The organism is Salmonella sp. SJTUF15591 (assembly GCF_043356435.1).
Classification (GTDB): domain Bacteria; phylum Pseudomonadota; class Gammaproteobacteria; order Enterobacterales; family Enterobacteriaceae; genus Salmonella; species Salmonella enterica.
Map to the genome: position 1 here is coordinate 17,560 of NZ_JBEUJO010000019.1, position 14,751 is coordinate 32,310.

Consider the following 14,751-nt stretch of genomic DNA (forward strand, 5'->3'; position numbering starts at 1 on the left):
CCTGATGAGCAAAAAACAACTTCCGGTAGCACCGGCGGGGCGCCCCTGTGCGCGCGTTACCTGTGAAACCCTTCCTTCCGCACTGGACCGCTGGAACGGCGGGATCAAAGCTGCGGCCACTGACGACAACAGTATTTCTGTTTTTGATGTGATCGGGCAGGACTACTGGGGTGAAGGCGTAACAGCCAAACGTATCGCCGGTGCGCTACGGGCGATGAATGGCGCCGACGTCACGGTCAATATCAACTCCCCTGGCGGTGACATGTTCGAAGGCCTGGCCATCTACAACCTACTGCGTGAATACCAGGGGAAAGTTACGGTCAAGGTGCTGGGCATTGCCGCCAGCGCCGCCTCTGTTATCGCGATGGCCGGGGATGATATTCAGATTGGTCGTGGGGCCTTCCTGGTGATCCACAACTGCTGGGTGGTGGCAATGGGTAACCGGCATGACTTTGCTGAATTATCTGCCTCTCTCGAACCGTTTGATAACGCAATGGCTGACATTTACGCCGCACGCTCCGGGCTTGATATGGCCACAGTGCAAAAACTGATGGATGCCGAAAGCTACATCGGCGGTAGCGATGCCGTGGAGAAAGGTCTGGCCGACAGCCTTCTTTCTGCTGATGCCGTAATTGACGGTGACGAAACTCCTGCTGCAGCGTTGCGTAAGCTCGATGCGTTGCTGGCAAAGTCCAACACTCCGCGCTCTGAACGCCGGAAACTGATTAAAGCCCTGTCCGGTGGCATGTCTGGCGCTGCCACCAACCATGACGGCACGCCGGGCGCTGCCGAAGAAATAAAACCTGAAATCATCAATTCTCTTGAAAACGCCCTCGCTGCGTTAGTCAAATAAGGACCTTTTATGTCTGAAGTAAATGAAATTCTGAAAAAAGTTACCGCCAGCATTGAAGAAGCGACGGATAAGTTTAATGCCAGGGCTGAAGATGCACTTAAAGAAGCGAAGAAGTCCGGCAAACTGTCAGAAGAAACAAAGGCAGCCGTTGACAAGATGGCGTCTGAATTTAACGCCCTGCGTGAAGCTGAAAAAACGCTGAAGGCGGCAATAGGGGAACTTGAGCAGCATGTTGCGCAGATGCCGCTGGCCAATGCAAAACATATTGTTGAGACGGTTGGCCAACAGGTCATTTCTGCGGAAGCTCTTAAAACATTTTCCGCCAGCGTGGAAGGAGGGAAACGCGTCAGCATCCCGGTAAACGCTGCACTTATCTCCTCCGGTGTCGCTGAAGGCGTGGTAGAGCCTCAGCGCCTGCCGGGTATTGATACTACCCCCAAACAACGCCTGTTTATACGTGATCTGATTGCACCTGGTCGCACATCATCTCCGGCAATCTTCTGGGTTCAGCAGACGGGTTTTACCAACAAAGCCGCCGTGGTTGCGGAGAACACAACCAAGCCGTACAGCGATATTGCGTTCGCCACGAAGATCACCCCGGTAACCACCATTGCGCATATGTTCAAGGCGTCAAAACAGATTCTGGATGACTTCGCACAGTTACAGTCCACCGTTGATGCCGAAATGCGCTACGGCCTGAAATATGTTGAAGAGCAGGAAATCCTTTTTGGTGACGGTACCGGCGTTCATCTGCACGGTATCGTTCCGCAGGCTTCGGCCTTCAGTGCAGAATTCAGGGTTGAACAGCAAAACGGCATTGATGACCTGCGCCTGGCAATGCTGCAGGCGCAACTGGCGCGCTTCCCGGCGTCAGGGCATGTTCTGCACTTTATCGACTGGGCAAAAATCGAACTCACTAAAGACACGCTTGGGCGTTATATCCTTGCCAATCCATCAGGTCTGACTGGCCCGACATTGTGGGGGCTTCCGGTGGTGGCGACCGAAGCTGCGGCATTTAAGGGCAAGTTCCTGACAGGCGCATTTAATGCTGGTGCGCAGATTTTTGATCGTGAGGATGCCAATGTGGTTATTTCCACTGAAAACGCCGACGATTTTGAGAAAAACATGATCTCAATTCGTTGTGAAGAGCGTCTGGCACTGGCAGTCAAACGTCCGGAAGCATTCATCTATGGTTCCTTCACTGTCCCGGCACCTGCTGGCGCATAAAACCTGCTGCGGCCTGCGGGCCGCTTTTTTATGGGAGTGAGCTATGAAAATAATTGCACAAAAGCCGCTGTACATAAACGGCGACGTGGTTACCGAAGGCTCGGTATTCGAAACCATTGAGCAGCACGGACGCGAACTGATTAATAAAGGATATGCACATCTGATTGAGGTCGATAATTCTGCGCAGCCGGAACAGCCGGAACAGCCGGAACAGCCGGAACAGCCGGAACAGCCGGAACAGCCGGAACAGCCGGAGACAAAAGCAGACAAAAAGGCGAGAAAGTGATGCTTGAGCTTGTTGTGGTGAAACAGCATTGTCGCATTGATACCGATTTTACGGGTGATGATGCTCTGCTGGAGATTTACTCAGGTGCGGCAGCCCGGTATGTCCAGACATGGACGCGCCGCACGCTCTATGAAAATGAAAGCAGCCCAGGCTACGCAGAAGATCCTGACCAGATTCTCCTCAATGATGATGTTAAGGCGGCCATGTTACTGCTGATAGGTCACTGGTATGCCAACAGAGAATCAGTGGCCGTCGGTCAGACCGCTACAGATGTCCCGTTTGCAGTTGAAGCCCTGCTTCAGCCATACCGAATTTACGGTGTGTAGGAGGATTTTATGCAGGCCGGAAGACTGAGAGACAGGGTGGTAGTTCAGAACATCACAACATCCAGAGATCCTTCTGGTCAGCCTGTTGAAACGTGGCATGACGGTGCGAGTACATGGGCAGAAGTCAAAGGCATCAGTGGCCGTGAAATTGTAGCGGCCGGTGCTGAAACCGCTGTAGCCACTATCAGGGTTTGGACACGATTTCGTAACGATATAACTGCTGCGTCCAGACTCAGGGTTATCACTGGACCGTTCAAGGGTGCCATTTTGAATATCATTGGCCCACCGATTTCTGATTCTCGCGGTGTTCAGCTCGAAATTTTATGCAAGCAGGGGGCAGAAAAATGATTGAAACGAGCCTCGACTTTTCCGGGTTGAATGATATAGCAAAAGACCTGGAGTTACTTAGCCGCGCTGAAAATAACAAGGTTTTGCGTGATTCCACACGCGCCGGGGCAGAAGTGCTTAAGGAAGAAGTGATCGCACGCGCTCCTGAGAGAACCGGAAAACTGAAGAAAAACGTGGTCGTTTTGACTCAGCGCTCACGACGCCGCGGTGAAATTACTTCCGGCGTACATATCCGTGGTCGCAACATGCGAACCGGTAATAGCGACAACACCATGAAAGCCAGTGATCCGCGAAATGCGTTTTACTGGCGGTTTGTTGAGATGGGGACAGTAAATATGCCGCCTCATCCGTTTGTGCGCCCTGCGTTCGATGTGCGCCAGGAGCAGGCGACGGAGGTCGCGATCAGGCGCATGAACCAGGCGATTGACGAGGCGTTAAGAAAATGACGGAAGATGACCTTTATCTTTTGCTGAAGCCTCTGGCCGGTGGACAGGTTTATCCCTACGTTGCACCGCTCGGCAGTGACGGTCAGCCTTCAATTTCTCCACCGTGGGTAATTTTTTCACTTATTTCTGATGTGACCGCTGATGTTCTGTGTGGACAGGCGGAATCTAACGTTTCTGTTCAGGTTGACGTGTATGCCTTGACGATCAGCGAGGCACGCATAATCCGGGATATGGCATTACAGGCAGTTAAACCACTTAATCCTACCAACATAAGCAAAACACCCAGTTATGAACCAGAGTCCCGGTATTACCGGTCAACGCTGGAATTTCAGGTAATCGCCTGACACATCCATTAACTCACAGACCCGCTTCGGCAGGTTTTCTATTTTCAGGAGACAGTTATGTCCTCACTTTATGAAAAATCACAGGGCACGAAGATTCAGATCACTTCTGCCCCGGCAACGCCAGAAACGGTCGGTTCAGCAACGTATCTGGATTTGCAGTGCACCATTAAAGAGGTGCAATTCACTGGTGGCCAGAAACAGGATATCGACGTCACAACGCTGTGTTCTACAGAACAGGAAAACATTAACGGCCTGGGCGCTCAGTCAGAAATCTCACTGTCGGGTAACTTTTACTCTAACCCTGCACAGGATGCCCTGCGTGAAGCATATGACAATGACACCTCCTATGGCTTCAAAATCATTTTCCCTTCCGGGATCGGCTTCCAGTTCCTGGCTGAAGTTCGCCAGCACACTTGGTCTTCAGGGACAAACAGCGTAGTGGCTGCAACGTTCTCGCTACGTCTGAAAGGTAAGCCAACGAAAATTGATAACGCGCTGCGCCTTACCACCGATCTGCCTGATACCAAATCCGTAACATCTGGATCAGCTTTATCACTGACGGTAGTGGCAGCGGGAGGAACCACACCTTATTCCTACGTATGGAAGAAGGGCGGTAGCGCAGTTAGTGGGCAGACGACTGCAACGTTCAACAAGGCAAACACTGCCTCAGGTGATGCCGGTGATTATGTTTGTGAGGTTACTGACGCCTCCACGCCTGCCGGAAAAGTTACCTCATCAACCTGCACAGTAACGGTGGCATAACTCATCTTCTTTAATCAGGGATAAAAAATGGCTAAGAGTCTTAAAGAACTGGCACTGTCCAGAGCGTCAGCATTTCGTCATACTGATGTTACTGTTCCGGAATGGGATGGTGTGAAGGTTGTCCTTCGGGAACCATCAGCAGAAGCATGGTTGCACTGGCAGGACGTGATTAAACCTGGTGATACTGATGGTGAGTTGTCCGTGTCAGAACGTGCGCACCGCAATCTCCGCGCAGATGTCACACTGTTTATTGATGTTTTGTTTGACGAACATGGTGAACCGGTATTCAGCAAAAATGATTTTGCCGATGTTGAAGCGGTGTATGGCCCTGTTCATGCTCGGTTGCTGCGCCAGGCTCTTAATCTGACCACTGACCCGAAGGAAGCTGAGGGAAAGTAGCACAGCCCGGCATGCGGTTTCTGATGTCGCTTGCGCTCCGCATGGGGCGCACGCTATCAGAGCTTCGGGATACTATGTCTGCCAGTGAACTCAGGCTCTGGGCTGAATTTGATAAACACAGCCCAATAGGTGATATCCGGGGAGACATTCAGGCGGCACAAATTGCAACGGCTGTGTTTAATGCTCAGGGTGCAAAAGCCACGATGAGTGACATGCTGCTGCGCTGGCAGCGTGATCCTGATGAAGAAGGTGCAGACCCGTTTGCCGGGCTTGAGGCGGCGCTTACAGCTGCGACGCAGTGACATTTAGCCCAGAAAATATTAGGATTTGTTCGACTAATAATTCTGGAGATATTTAAAATGGAAAAAATACTTCTGGTTGCAGTTTTAACATTATTGGCTGGTTGTTCTACTCAACCCGTGAATACTGAGCAAGCATCTGTTGTTCCACCGGATAGGATCTGGGATAAGAAAGCGACAAGCAAGACGTCAGATACCGGAGTCATAATTGTTAAACGCGATTCCGGCTTTATTGGGAGTGCATGTCTTGCAAGCGTTTATCTGGATGGAAATCCAATAGCCGATTTAAGCACAAGAGAAAAAGTGACGTTTTACGCTAAGCCTGGGCGACATATTTTAAGTGCAACGCCTCATGGCTGGTGTGCTGGAGGTATGGTTGAGGTAGGTGCTGATGTTATTTTAAATAAAACATTAATTTATCGAATCGGTTATGGTGCTAATGGTGATTATAGATTTTCGCCAACAGCATTTTGATTTTACAATATAAATAAGATACCCGCCCGTTGGCGGGTTTTTTATGGGTGAAATATGGCTACTTTGCGCGAACTGATCATTAAAATATCTGCAAACTCTCAGTCGTTTCAGTCAGAAATTTCCCGAGCCTCTCGAATGGGTAATGACTATTACCGGGTAATGCAGACCGGAGGACGTCAGGCAGCTGCAGCGTCTCGGGAGACTCAGCGCGCACTGGCGGAGGTTACCAGTCAGATAAATACTGCGAAGGCGTCGGCTCTGGGGATGGCAGGTGCATTTGCTGGAGCATTTGCCACCGGTCATCTGATATCACTGGCCGATGAATGGAGCTCTGTTAATGCCCGTCTTAAGCAGGCCTCCCAGTCATCTGATGATTTTACGGAATCTCAACGTGCGCTGATGGATATCAGCCAACGAACCGGCACCGCCTTCTCTGATAATGCGAGCCTGTTTGCGCGTTCCGCTGCATCAATGCGTGAATATGGTTACAGCTCACAGCAAGTGCTGGACGTTACCGAGGCCATTTCAACCGGGCTGAAGCTTTCCGGGGCCAGTACGGCAGAAGCAAGCTCTGTAATCACCCAATTTAGTCAGGCGTTAGCACAGGGTGTACTGCGCGGCGAGGAGTTCAATTCTGTTAACGAAAACGGAGATCGGGTTATCCGTGCTCTTGCCGCAGGGATGGGGGTAGCCCGTAAAGATCTGAAGGCAATGGCCGATCAAGGTCTGCTAACTGCTGATAAAGTAGTCCCGGCCTTGATTAGCCAGCTTGGCACTATGCGCGGTGAATTCGAGGCAATGCCGCAGACCGTGTCAGCCGCAACGACAAAAATTGAAAATGCTTTCATGGCTTGGGTTGGCGGAGCAAATGAAGCCACCGGAGCGACAGCTACTCTGGTCAGCGTGATGAATGGAGTGGCTGACAATATTGATACAGTTGCGGCTGCTGCAGGTGTTTTAGCATCTATCGGTGGTGCCCGGTATTTGGGCGGAAAGTTGAGCGATCTCGGCAGCGAAACAGCTAACCTGATTGACGCTCGTAAAAATGAAATTGCCCTGGCAGCTGCCCGCGCCGAATCAGCTACCCAATCGCAAAGAAAGGCGGCTGCTGATGCTCTGGCCGCTGAACGAGCCTATCAGCTCGCCCAGTCAGAGCTGGCTCTGGCGAAAAATACCAATGCTGAAGCCCTGGCAACGCAAAATGCTATTGCGAAGCGCCAGGCGATGATCGCTGCGAATGCCGCACTTGTGCAGTCAAACCGTGCTGTGGCAACTTCTCAGGAAGCGCTGAACAAAATGACATCGGCTATGAATTTGGTTAAAGCCGGTGCATCTGGGCTGCTATCCCTTGTTGGTGGTATTCCTGGAATTTTGATGCTTGGTGCGGGTGCCTGGTTCGCCATGTATCAAAAACAGGAGCAAGCGCGTGAATCTGCTATTCAGTACGCATCAACTTTGGACGAAGTAGTAGAAAAGTCGAAACAGATGAGTCCGGCACAAATTAAGGGGGCTATAGCTGATGCCGGAGACTCAATTGATGCTTTAAAACGGAAATTAAATGATTTAAGAGATCAGCAAGACAGTGCAAGTGCGTCTATTAAGCAATATACGGACTTAGCTAGGCAGTTCGGCGTAGAGAATGACACCAATAACGGTTATGTCATTAATGCGATAAAATATCAGCGCGAATACGATAAAATTTCCAGGGATATAGCAGAAACTACCTCAAGGTTAAATCAGACAATATCAAACCAAAATAAGCTTCAGGGAGAAGCTATAAATAAAACCGTTGAAATGGCAGGGGCGGTTGGCTCTCTGACGGAAATGTATGATCGTCTGAATAAAGTAACCAAGCAGTATACACCAGTTTCACCGCCAAAATACGCAGGGCCAGTCCTTCCAGCGCTTGATTCAAAGCAACAACAAGCTATTGAGAAAGCACAGCGACAGCTCGAGCTATCTGGCCTTCAGGGATTGGATAAGGCTCGAAAGCAGGCGGAATTCGATGCATCTGACATTAATCTCCCGGCTGGTTGGCGTGAGAAGTATGTCAGCATGGAAGTTGAGTCTGCCAGGCAGTTGCAAGCAATTCGTGACTCCAGCCGCCATAAGGGCGGGAAATCCGAGGCGGAAAAAACAGCTGATACCTATGACAAGCTGATCAAGCAGCAGAAAGAGCAGATCGCTCTGGCTGGTCAAAATACCGAACTGGCAAAACTGAAATACCAGGTTAGTCAGGGCGAACTGGCGACGCTGACAGAGTCCCAGAAACAGACTCTTTTGCAGAATGCTGCGCTCATTGATCAGCAAAAAATACGTGAGCAACTTCGAAATTACGAGGCGAATCTTGCAGACAGTAACGCCAGCTCCCGCGCAGCGAACGAGGCTCAACTAATCGGCTACGGTCAGGGTTCTCGGTTTCGCGAAAGGCTTCAGGAACAATTCAATATCCGTAAGGAATTTGAAGAGAAGAATACTGATCTGCTTCGGCAACGGCAAACTGGTGAAATAGACGAAGCTTTCTACCAAGAAGCCCTGGCTTTAAATAAACGTTATCTCGATGAGCGCCTGCGCGATCAGCAAGGTTTCTATGCTGCTTCTGATGCTCAGAGAAGTGACTGGGCGGATGGCATGCGTGAAGGATTCGCTAACTGGGCTGACACCGCCTCGGACTATGCCTCTCAGTCTGCTGACCTGGTAAACAATGCCATGACCGGACTGGTGGGGAATATTTCTGATGCTCTGGCCGGTAATAAGGTCGACTGGGAGGACTGGGCCAGTTCTGTGCTTCAGTCTATGCAGAAAATTATCCTCAATGCGATGCTGGTGGATTCTTTGCGCTCAACCAGTAATAGCGGTTTTTTCAGTTCAATCGGCGGTATGTTTGGGGCGGGCGCAGGCGCTGTATCTGGCAGTACTCCGTCCGGCGCTTACAACTCAGCAGCGTCAGGACTTCAACTTAACGCAAAAGGTGGCGCCTATGCTTCTGCAAGCCTCAGCGCATACAGTAACAGCATCGTCAGTTCGCCTACCTATTTTGCCTTCGCCAAAGGCGCAGGCTTGATGGGGGAAGCTGGGCCGGAAGCTATCATGCCGTTAACCCGCTCCGCTGACGGATCGTTAGGAGTTCGTGTGGTTGGTTCACAGTCTCCGGCAGCCGGAAATGGCATCACTCAGCACATCACCCAGCATTTCACCATATCCGGTAATGGTGATGCAGCACTGAAACAGGCAATGCTGGAAGCAGCCCGGCTGGGGGCGAACGATGGCGCTAAACAGGCGCGTCAGGATTTGCTTCAGGATTTTTCTAATCGAGGGCAGGCGCGTCGTTTGTTAGGCGTGTGATGGACTGCATCATTAATTTAATTAGCCGAAAGGAGGGAGATAATTATGACTTTAGAACAACGAGTTGAGCCACTTGAATTTACAGTAGGGTTTCCGAAAGAGAATGGAGTAAGAATTTCCTTCGGAGAAAATTTACGCATGTCATCGACACAACGCATTGGCAGTAATGTGTCGGTGAAAATTGGCAAAGAAAATGTGGCCACTATCCATTACAGCGAAGACCTCGCTCCAGATTTTACACTTGAAGGGTACAATCAGCGTGCAAAAGAGTATGCTCAAAATGTTGTCGTGAAGATTATTGAAGCGGCCCGGATACAGACCGCAAAATATTTCGAGGGTGTAGTCAATGTGACTTAAATATTGAGTATGACCTCTTAAGTTTACACTTGAATGATTTATTCAGGTTTCGGGTTGAAATTTGAATAAAGTGCAGCTTCCTCTGTCAGTCCAAACCGTCCCAAATCTTTGATAAATTCATCACGCTGGAGTGGTGGGAATTTTGCAAGCAGAACTCCGATAATGAACTTTAACCGAGTTAATTCCTCATTAACTTCCTCTAAGTTATTGGTATTTGTTTTAATGTTAATATTAATTTTGTGATTAGACATAATTTATCCTTTTTATAGAGGTAATCAGCCGTCCCTCCTTTTCATGATTTCGCCAGTGTCCAACCACTGGCGGGCTGAACCACACACTTTAACCAGGGTTAATGTCCCGTAACACCCTGACAAATGATCAGTATCGCCGTTGCGCGTATTTATCCAGGAGCATTTATGGCTGCACTTGAATGGCCGGAAGATGTCTGTCCGGCGTCTTTGACGTGGCGACCAGAAAGCAATACCAAAACTTTTCGTTCCCCCTTCAATGGCTCATCGCAGACAGCTCGCTTCCCCGGCACCCGCTGGGTATGTTCCCTGACCTTTAATAACCTGACAGATGAAAAATCCAGGCGCATTGATGCTCTGGTGGCTTCCCTCGATGGCGAGTATGGCAGGGTAAAAGTTCGCGACTGGGGGAGAAGTGGTAGAGCACCTGCTGGAGCGCCTGTTATTGATGGCGCTAATCAGACCGGAACCCAGATCCAGAGTAAGGGCTGGACGCCGGGAGCAGTGGTGCTCAGACAGGGCGATTATTTCACTGTTAATGACGAGCTGAAGATGGTTACGGCCGACGTGACGAGCGCAGCGAACGGTACCGCAATGATTGTATTTGCCCCGATGTTGCGTAGTTCGCCGCCTGCTAATGCAGCCATTGAAGTCGCGAAACCCTACGGCATTTTCAAACTGAAGGATAACCAGCAGGGTGCCGGTAACCGAGTGCCGGGTGTTTTTACCAGTTACACGCTGGAGCTTGAGGAGGCATTCTAATGCTGTATTCCCCCTTTTCTGATTCGATGGTGGACTGGTTATCCCGCGACAGGGTGACGGCCGCGATCGCCGCCAATATTCAGTTTGAATCCGGTACCGTCTATGTGCATTCCGGTACCGGGACACTGATTCTTGGTGGTTATGTCTATTACGGCATGGGCCGTATGGGTTCTGTTGATGATGCCAGTGAAACCAGCACGACCAGCCCCACGCAGGTCAAAATGACCCTCTCAGGGCTGGATATGGCTCTCTTTGCCACCATGCTGAATGAGCGATGTGTGGGCAGAAATGCCGAAATCTATCTGGTGGCCATGGATGATAACGGTGTTGTCCAGGTTGCCGATCTCCTGTTTAAAGGGCGGGTATCCAGTACGGGGGCGACCGCTGGCGGTAAGAACGCCCTGCAGTACACCATCAGTAATATTTTTGAAGACTGGCAGCGTCCTTTCCCTGATCGCTATACCGATGAATCGCAGCAGGCCGCTTATCCCGGCGACCGTATATTCCGGTATGTGGCGCAGATGGCTGAACGATCGATTTATTGGGGCAGTAAAAAAGATGCACCAGGATTTATCTATAAGTGAGGAAGCATGAAGCATCCGGACTGGCATAACAGATTAATCACCGTAATAAGGGCCGCTGAGAAGCGGCCATTTTTATGGGGCAGTCATGACTGCTGCCTGTTCGCTGCGGACTGCGTTCAGGCCATGTGCGGCGAAGATTTTGCGGAAGGCTGGCGCGGAACGTATGACAGCGAAATGGGAGCAAAAAAGGCGATTCTTCGCGGTGGCGGCTCACTTGAAAAAGTGTTTGCTCGATATCTCGATGAAGTACCGGTGAAGCTGGCGCAGCGAGGGGATATTGCCATTGTTGAAAATTCCGGGGCGCGGTGTGCCGGAGTGGTGTATTCCGGCGTTGTATGGGTTCCGGGAGAAAATGGTCTTGTCCGACTGCGGGTTAAACCGCTGAGTGTCTGGAGGGTACGTTAATGCCTGCTGCTGTTCCTATTGTTGCCACCATTGCCGCAGGTGTGGCAGCGGCAAATGAAATGTATGCCATTGCGATGGTTATCACCGTCGCCGCACAGATTGCCACTCAGGCGCTGACCAAGACCCCGTCGCTGAATTCCAACCGTGATACGTCTGAACGCAAACAGGTTCTGCGCGCTGCGGCCAGTGCCAAAACCGTTGTTTACGGTCGCTCAACGTCGGCGGGCACTTTGTTCTTTTCCGAAGAGCAGGCTGGCGAACAGGATGATGGCGAAATGCTGCATCTGGCCATTGCCCTGGCGGGACACCCGTTATCAGGTGTACAGACTGTCTGGTTGGGTGACGAACCGATCAGTAGCTATCCTGAGCATGCCTTTTTCGAGGTGCACACCAACCGACAGACGGCGGATCCTTACATGCTGGAAAACTGCCCGTCATGGAAAGAAGATATGATCGGGAAAGGGATCACCTGGCTGCGCGTATCCCTGAAATTCAATGCCGAAAAATTCCCGGCAGGTATCCCTAACATCAAGGTAGAAAAGCAGGGGCGGGCTATTTATGACCCGCGTACCGGGTTAACGGGTTACAGCAATAATGCGGCGCTGGTTATCCTGGACTATTACCGCAATTACCTGAAAGTTCCTGACACCGATATTCTCTGGGACCAGTTTAAGGAAGCGGCGAATATCTGTGATGAGGATGTGATTACTGGCGGCAATACTGTTGAGAAGCGCTATACCATCAACGGTGAGTTCGATCTCAGTGAAAACAAAGTCAGTATTCTGGAAGGGATGCTGGCAGCGTGCGCCGGGGATGTAACGTATACAGCTGGCAAACATGGCCTTCTGGTCGGGGCGTATTACGGACCAGCTACCGAAGTGATCACTGAAAGCCAGTTGGCCGGTGATATCGAAATCATGCCGGAAGTCTCTCAGGCGGAACGCGTTAACACCATCAAGGGGACGTTTGTTGATCCGCAACAGGGATATACCGAAGCGGATTTCCCCTCTGTGTCTGTCGGTGAATGGGTGACGGAAGACGGAGTAGAAATATCGCAGGATATGAAGCTGCGATTTGTGACCTCTGAATTTCAGGCCCAGCGTCTGGCAGACGTGAAGTTAAAGCGCACCCGTATCGCCAGGACGATGAACGTAACGTTAAATCTGAGCGGGTACCGTTACCGCCCTGGAATGTATGTGAAGGTGAATTTCCCGTCTATCGGTATCGTGAATGTTGAGATGCGGGTAACTGACTGGAAGTTCGGCGTTCAGAATGGCGTCCAACTGACACTAAAGCAGGAAACAGCAGATGTCTGGGGCGATGTCATCGGTAAACCGATCGAGCGGCCACCGTTTACTCAGTTGCCATCAGGCGGCGTGGCGCAGCCGCAGAACCTGAAATACACCGTGGAGGAAATTGGTCAGGTCGTACAGGGGATTTTGTCATGGCAGAACATCGGACAGGTGGTCTACAACAAAGTGATCATTCGTCGCAATGGCCAGATGGTCATGTCCGTCCAGGTCCCCGGGACGTTCACGCGTCTTAGCGGATTACCAAAAGATACCTATACCGCTCATGTTATTGCTGTTAACCAGATGGGGGCAGAATCGCCGGAAGGTTATCTGGAGTTCAGCATTGAAGCGCCTCCGCCGCCATCGCACGTCGATATTGAGCAGGGGTTCTTTGCAGTCACGATGATCCCCAGGCTTGAGTCCATAACCAATGTTTCCACCCAATTTGACTTCTGGACATCAGGAGAAACTCAGCTTTCCGGCACAACGGCTGAAATCGTTGAGGGGAATGCCAGCAGAGAGGGTATCGGTACCACATGGACCAGCAACCAGTTACAGGCAGGTCATACCTATTATTGGTACATCAGGACGATTAACGCTTTCGGTGTATCAGCATTCGTTGAAGTGCCGGCATTATGCTCGATGGATACCGGTGAATTGATGGATCTTATTGATGACGGCATCCAAAAATCTGATGCATTCCAGAATGTTAAAGATGGGGTCGATACCAACCTCGAAGGAATTATGGAAAATTCGCTGGCGAACCACGGTACTGTTGAGCACCAGTATCAGCAGTACGGTGAGGTACGTGCCGATATCCTGGTCGTGAAAACTACGGTAGCGACTGCTGAGCAGGGACTTGCTGACCTGTCCACATATGTTCAGGCGCAGATTGGCCCTGAAGGTAGCCTTACATCAGCCGTTAACCAGAAGATGACAGCTGAGGTAAATAGTGATGGGACTGCAAAAGCCTCTTACACACTCAATATGGGGATTGTCAGGAACGGTGTGAAATATAACACCGGATTCGGCATGTCTATCGAGCCATCGGGGAATAGCTATAAATCTACCGTTGTATTTGCCGCGGATCAGTTCGGCATTTATTCCGGTAATAACCCCGGCAACTGGCAGGCTGCATTCTTCGTCTATAACGGACAGGTATTTATTCGTAGCGCATTAATTCAGGAAGCATCCATCGATTTTGCGAAAATTACCGATTCACTTCAGTCTGCAAACTTTATCCCCGGTGGTGGTGGACGCGGATGGAATTTACCAAAATCTGGTAGCCCAGAATTCCATGGGAAACTCTATGCCGACAGCGGTGAATTTGCATTTAACGGAGTGAATAACGTTACTCGCATTGACGGCAATGGGATCACAGTAAATCTCTCAGGAGGTGGTCGTGTTGTTGTTGGTCGCTGGACATAAGGTGAAATATGCCAGAAGGAATACTGATAGATTACAACGATGGCCGTCCTGTGATGGCGATTACAGCGGGGCTCCGTGCCCCGTCATTCTGCACAAGTTTTGCTGGTTACGGTACGGGGGCAAACCAGTTTCAGGTTAATACTCCATTAACGTCAGGCTCCACAGTTTTTGTTTTACCGACACGTCCGGTTGACGTTCAGGAGTTCGCAGACAATCAGACATGGATAGTTTTACCGATATATATGACATCCGTTACAAGAAACGGAGACAACGGTGTGACTGTTAACGGTACAAACAGGGGGAACTACCAGCGAATACCAAACTGGGCAGGAACTGTATTTGAAATTCTCCCTGCTGCTACTTACAACGAAGGACTTCTCGTTTCCAACTCTACTGATTTCACTGCAATTTCGAATCAGGCAAGATTAATGACATGTGCTTACGTTGGCACGGTGACAGTCAACGGCTCGATGGCGCTTCCCGTATCAGGAATACCATTCGGGAAGTGGGATAACAATAATGTGTCTGTAGGATTTGACGGAGCAAATATTATTGTAAGAGACATC

The 14,751-nt window shown here is 50.4% G+C and carries 19 protein-coding genes; 18 read left to right on the plus strand and 1 reads right to left on the minus strand.

All coding sequences use genetic code 11. The annotated features are described in order from the left end of the window. The first annotated feature begins 4 nt into the window (after positions 1–4). The 13 genes from ABVM99_RS23580 to ABVM99_RS23640 are packed head-to-tail and all read left to right on the plus strand — an operon-like array spanning position 5 to position 9,466. Positions 5–853 (plus strand): head maturation protease, ClpP-related, encoded by an 849-nt coding sequence (locus ABVM99_RS23580; RefSeq protein WP_058799681.1) that lies wholly within the window; start codon positions 5–7, stop codon positions 851–853. A 9-nt stretch (positions 854–862) separates the two neighbouring features. Then, on the plus strand, positions 863–2,080 hold the full coding sequence (locus tag ABVM99_RS23585; protein ID WP_010835821.1) for a phage major capsid protein: 1,218 nt from the start codon (positions 863–865) through the stop codon (positions 2,078–2,080). Positions 2,081–2,123: 43 nt separating this feature from the next. Further along, complete coding sequence (locus ABVM99_RS23590; protein ID WP_047595679.1) at positions 2,124–2,366, plus strand: hypothetical protein; 243 nt, start codon at positions 2,124–2,126, stop codon at positions 2,364–2,366. Beyond that, positions 2,366–2,692, plus strand: a complete 327-nt coding sequence (locus tag ABVM99_RS23595; protein ID WP_001648719.1) for a head-tail connector protein — start codon at positions 2,366–2,368, stop codon at positions 2,690–2,692. Before ABVM99_RS23590 ends, ABVM99_RS23595 begins: the two co-directional genes overlap by 1 nt. A 9-nt stretch (positions 2,693–2,701) precedes the next feature. Continuing rightward, complete coding sequence (locus ABVM99_RS23600) at positions 2,702–3,040, plus strand: phage head closure protein (RefSeq protein WP_020898872.1); 339 nt, start codon at positions 2,702–2,704, stop codon at positions 3,038–3,040. Beyond that, on the plus strand, positions 3,037–3,486 hold the full coding sequence (locus ABVM99_RS23605) for an HK97-gp10 family putative phage morphogenesis protein (RefSeq protein WP_052938273.1): 450 nt from the start codon (positions 3,037–3,039) through the stop codon (positions 3,484–3,486). The genes ABVM99_RS23600 and ABVM99_RS23605 overlap by 4 nt, the downstream gene beginning before the upstream one ends. Next, positions 3,483–3,830, plus strand: coding sequence for a DUF3168 domain-containing protein (locus tag ABVM99_RS23610; protein WP_052938274.1), 348 nt, complete (start codon positions 3,483–3,485; stop codon positions 3,828–3,830). The genes ABVM99_RS23605 and ABVM99_RS23610 overlap by 4 nt, the downstream gene beginning before the upstream one ends. 57 nt (positions 3,831–3,887) lie before the next feature. Beyond that, positions 3,888–4,592, plus strand: coding sequence for an immunoglobulin domain-containing protein (locus ABVM99_RS23615; protein ID WP_020898870.1), 705 nt, complete (start codon positions 3,888–3,890; stop codon positions 4,590–4,592). Positions 4,593–4,619: 27 nt separating this feature from the next. Beyond that, positions 4,620–4,991 carry a phage tail assembly chaperone gene (locus tag ABVM99_RS23620; protein WP_001129938.1) on the plus strand — a complete coding sequence of 124 codons (372 nt, stop codon included), beginning with the start codon at positions 4,620–4,622 and terminating at the stop codon, positions 4,989–4,991. An 11-nt stretch (positions 4,992–5,002) separates the two neighbouring features. Then, on the plus strand, positions 5,003–5,293 hold the full coding sequence (locus ABVM99_RS23625) for a DUF4035 domain-containing protein (protein ID WP_044128674.1): 291 nt from the start codon (positions 5,003–5,005) through the stop codon (positions 5,291–5,293). Between the two features lie 57 nt (positions 5,294–5,350). Beyond that, positions 5,351–5,764, plus strand: a complete 414-nt coding sequence (locus ABVM99_RS23630; protein WP_023194827.1) for a hypothetical protein — start codon at positions 5,351–5,353, stop codon at positions 5,762–5,764. 54 nt (positions 5,765–5,818) lie between these two features. Then, positions 5,819–9,109 (plus strand): phage tail tape measure protein, encoded by a 3,291-nt coding sequence (locus ABVM99_RS23635; protein ID WP_023194826.1) that lies wholly within the window; start codon positions 5,819–5,821, stop codon positions 9,107–9,109. A 45-nt stretch (positions 9,110–9,154) separates the two neighbouring features. Continuing rightward, complete coding sequence (locus ABVM99_RS23640) at positions 9,155–9,466, plus strand: hypothetical protein (RefSeq protein ID WP_000171561.1); 312 nt, start codon at positions 9,155–9,157, stop codon at positions 9,464–9,466. Positions 9,467–9,504: 38 nt separating this feature from the next. Here ABVM99_RS23640 and ABVM99_RS23645 read toward each other — a convergent pair whose 3' ends face one another. Next, a complete protein-coding gene (locus ABVM99_RS23645) occupies positions 9,505–9,717 on the minus strand; it encodes a hypothetical protein (RefSeq protein ID WP_000064923.1) in 213 nt (70 codons plus the stop codon). 165 nt (positions 9,718–9,882) lie between these two features. Here ABVM99_RS23645 and ABVM99_RS23650 point away from each other — a divergent pair, with 165 nt between their 5' ends. The 5 genes from ABVM99_RS23650 to ABVM99_RS23670 all read left to right on the plus strand — a co-directional run. Then, positions 9,883–10,476 (plus strand): hypothetical protein, encoded by a 594-nt coding sequence (locus ABVM99_RS23650; protein WP_000729325.1) that lies wholly within the window; start codon positions 9,883–9,885, stop codon positions 10,474–10,476. After that, a complete protein-coding gene (locus ABVM99_RS23655; protein ID WP_000967282.1) occupies positions 10,476–11,060 on the plus strand; it encodes a hypothetical protein in 585 nt (194 codons plus the stop codon). Before ABVM99_RS23650 ends, ABVM99_RS23655 begins: the two co-directional genes overlap by 1 nt. Before the next feature lie 6 nt (positions 11,061–11,066). Next, on the plus strand, positions 11,067–11,465 hold the full coding sequence (locus tag ABVM99_RS23660) for a DUF6950 family protein (RefSeq protein ID WP_000682267.1): 399 nt from the start codon (positions 11,067–11,069) through the stop codon (positions 11,463–11,465). After that, positions 11,465–14,185, plus strand: coding sequence for a DUF1983 domain-containing protein (locus ABVM99_RS23665; RefSeq protein ID WP_023194825.1), 2,721 nt, complete (start codon positions 11,465–11,467; stop codon positions 14,183–14,185). Before ABVM99_RS23660 ends, ABVM99_RS23665 begins: the two co-directional genes overlap by 1 nt. A gap of 8 nt (positions 14,186–14,193) precedes the next feature. Next, on the plus strand, positions 14,194–14,751 hold a 558-nt coding region (locus tag ABVM99_RS23670), incomplete at its 3' end, for a DUF6453 family protein (RefSeq protein WP_393927428.1).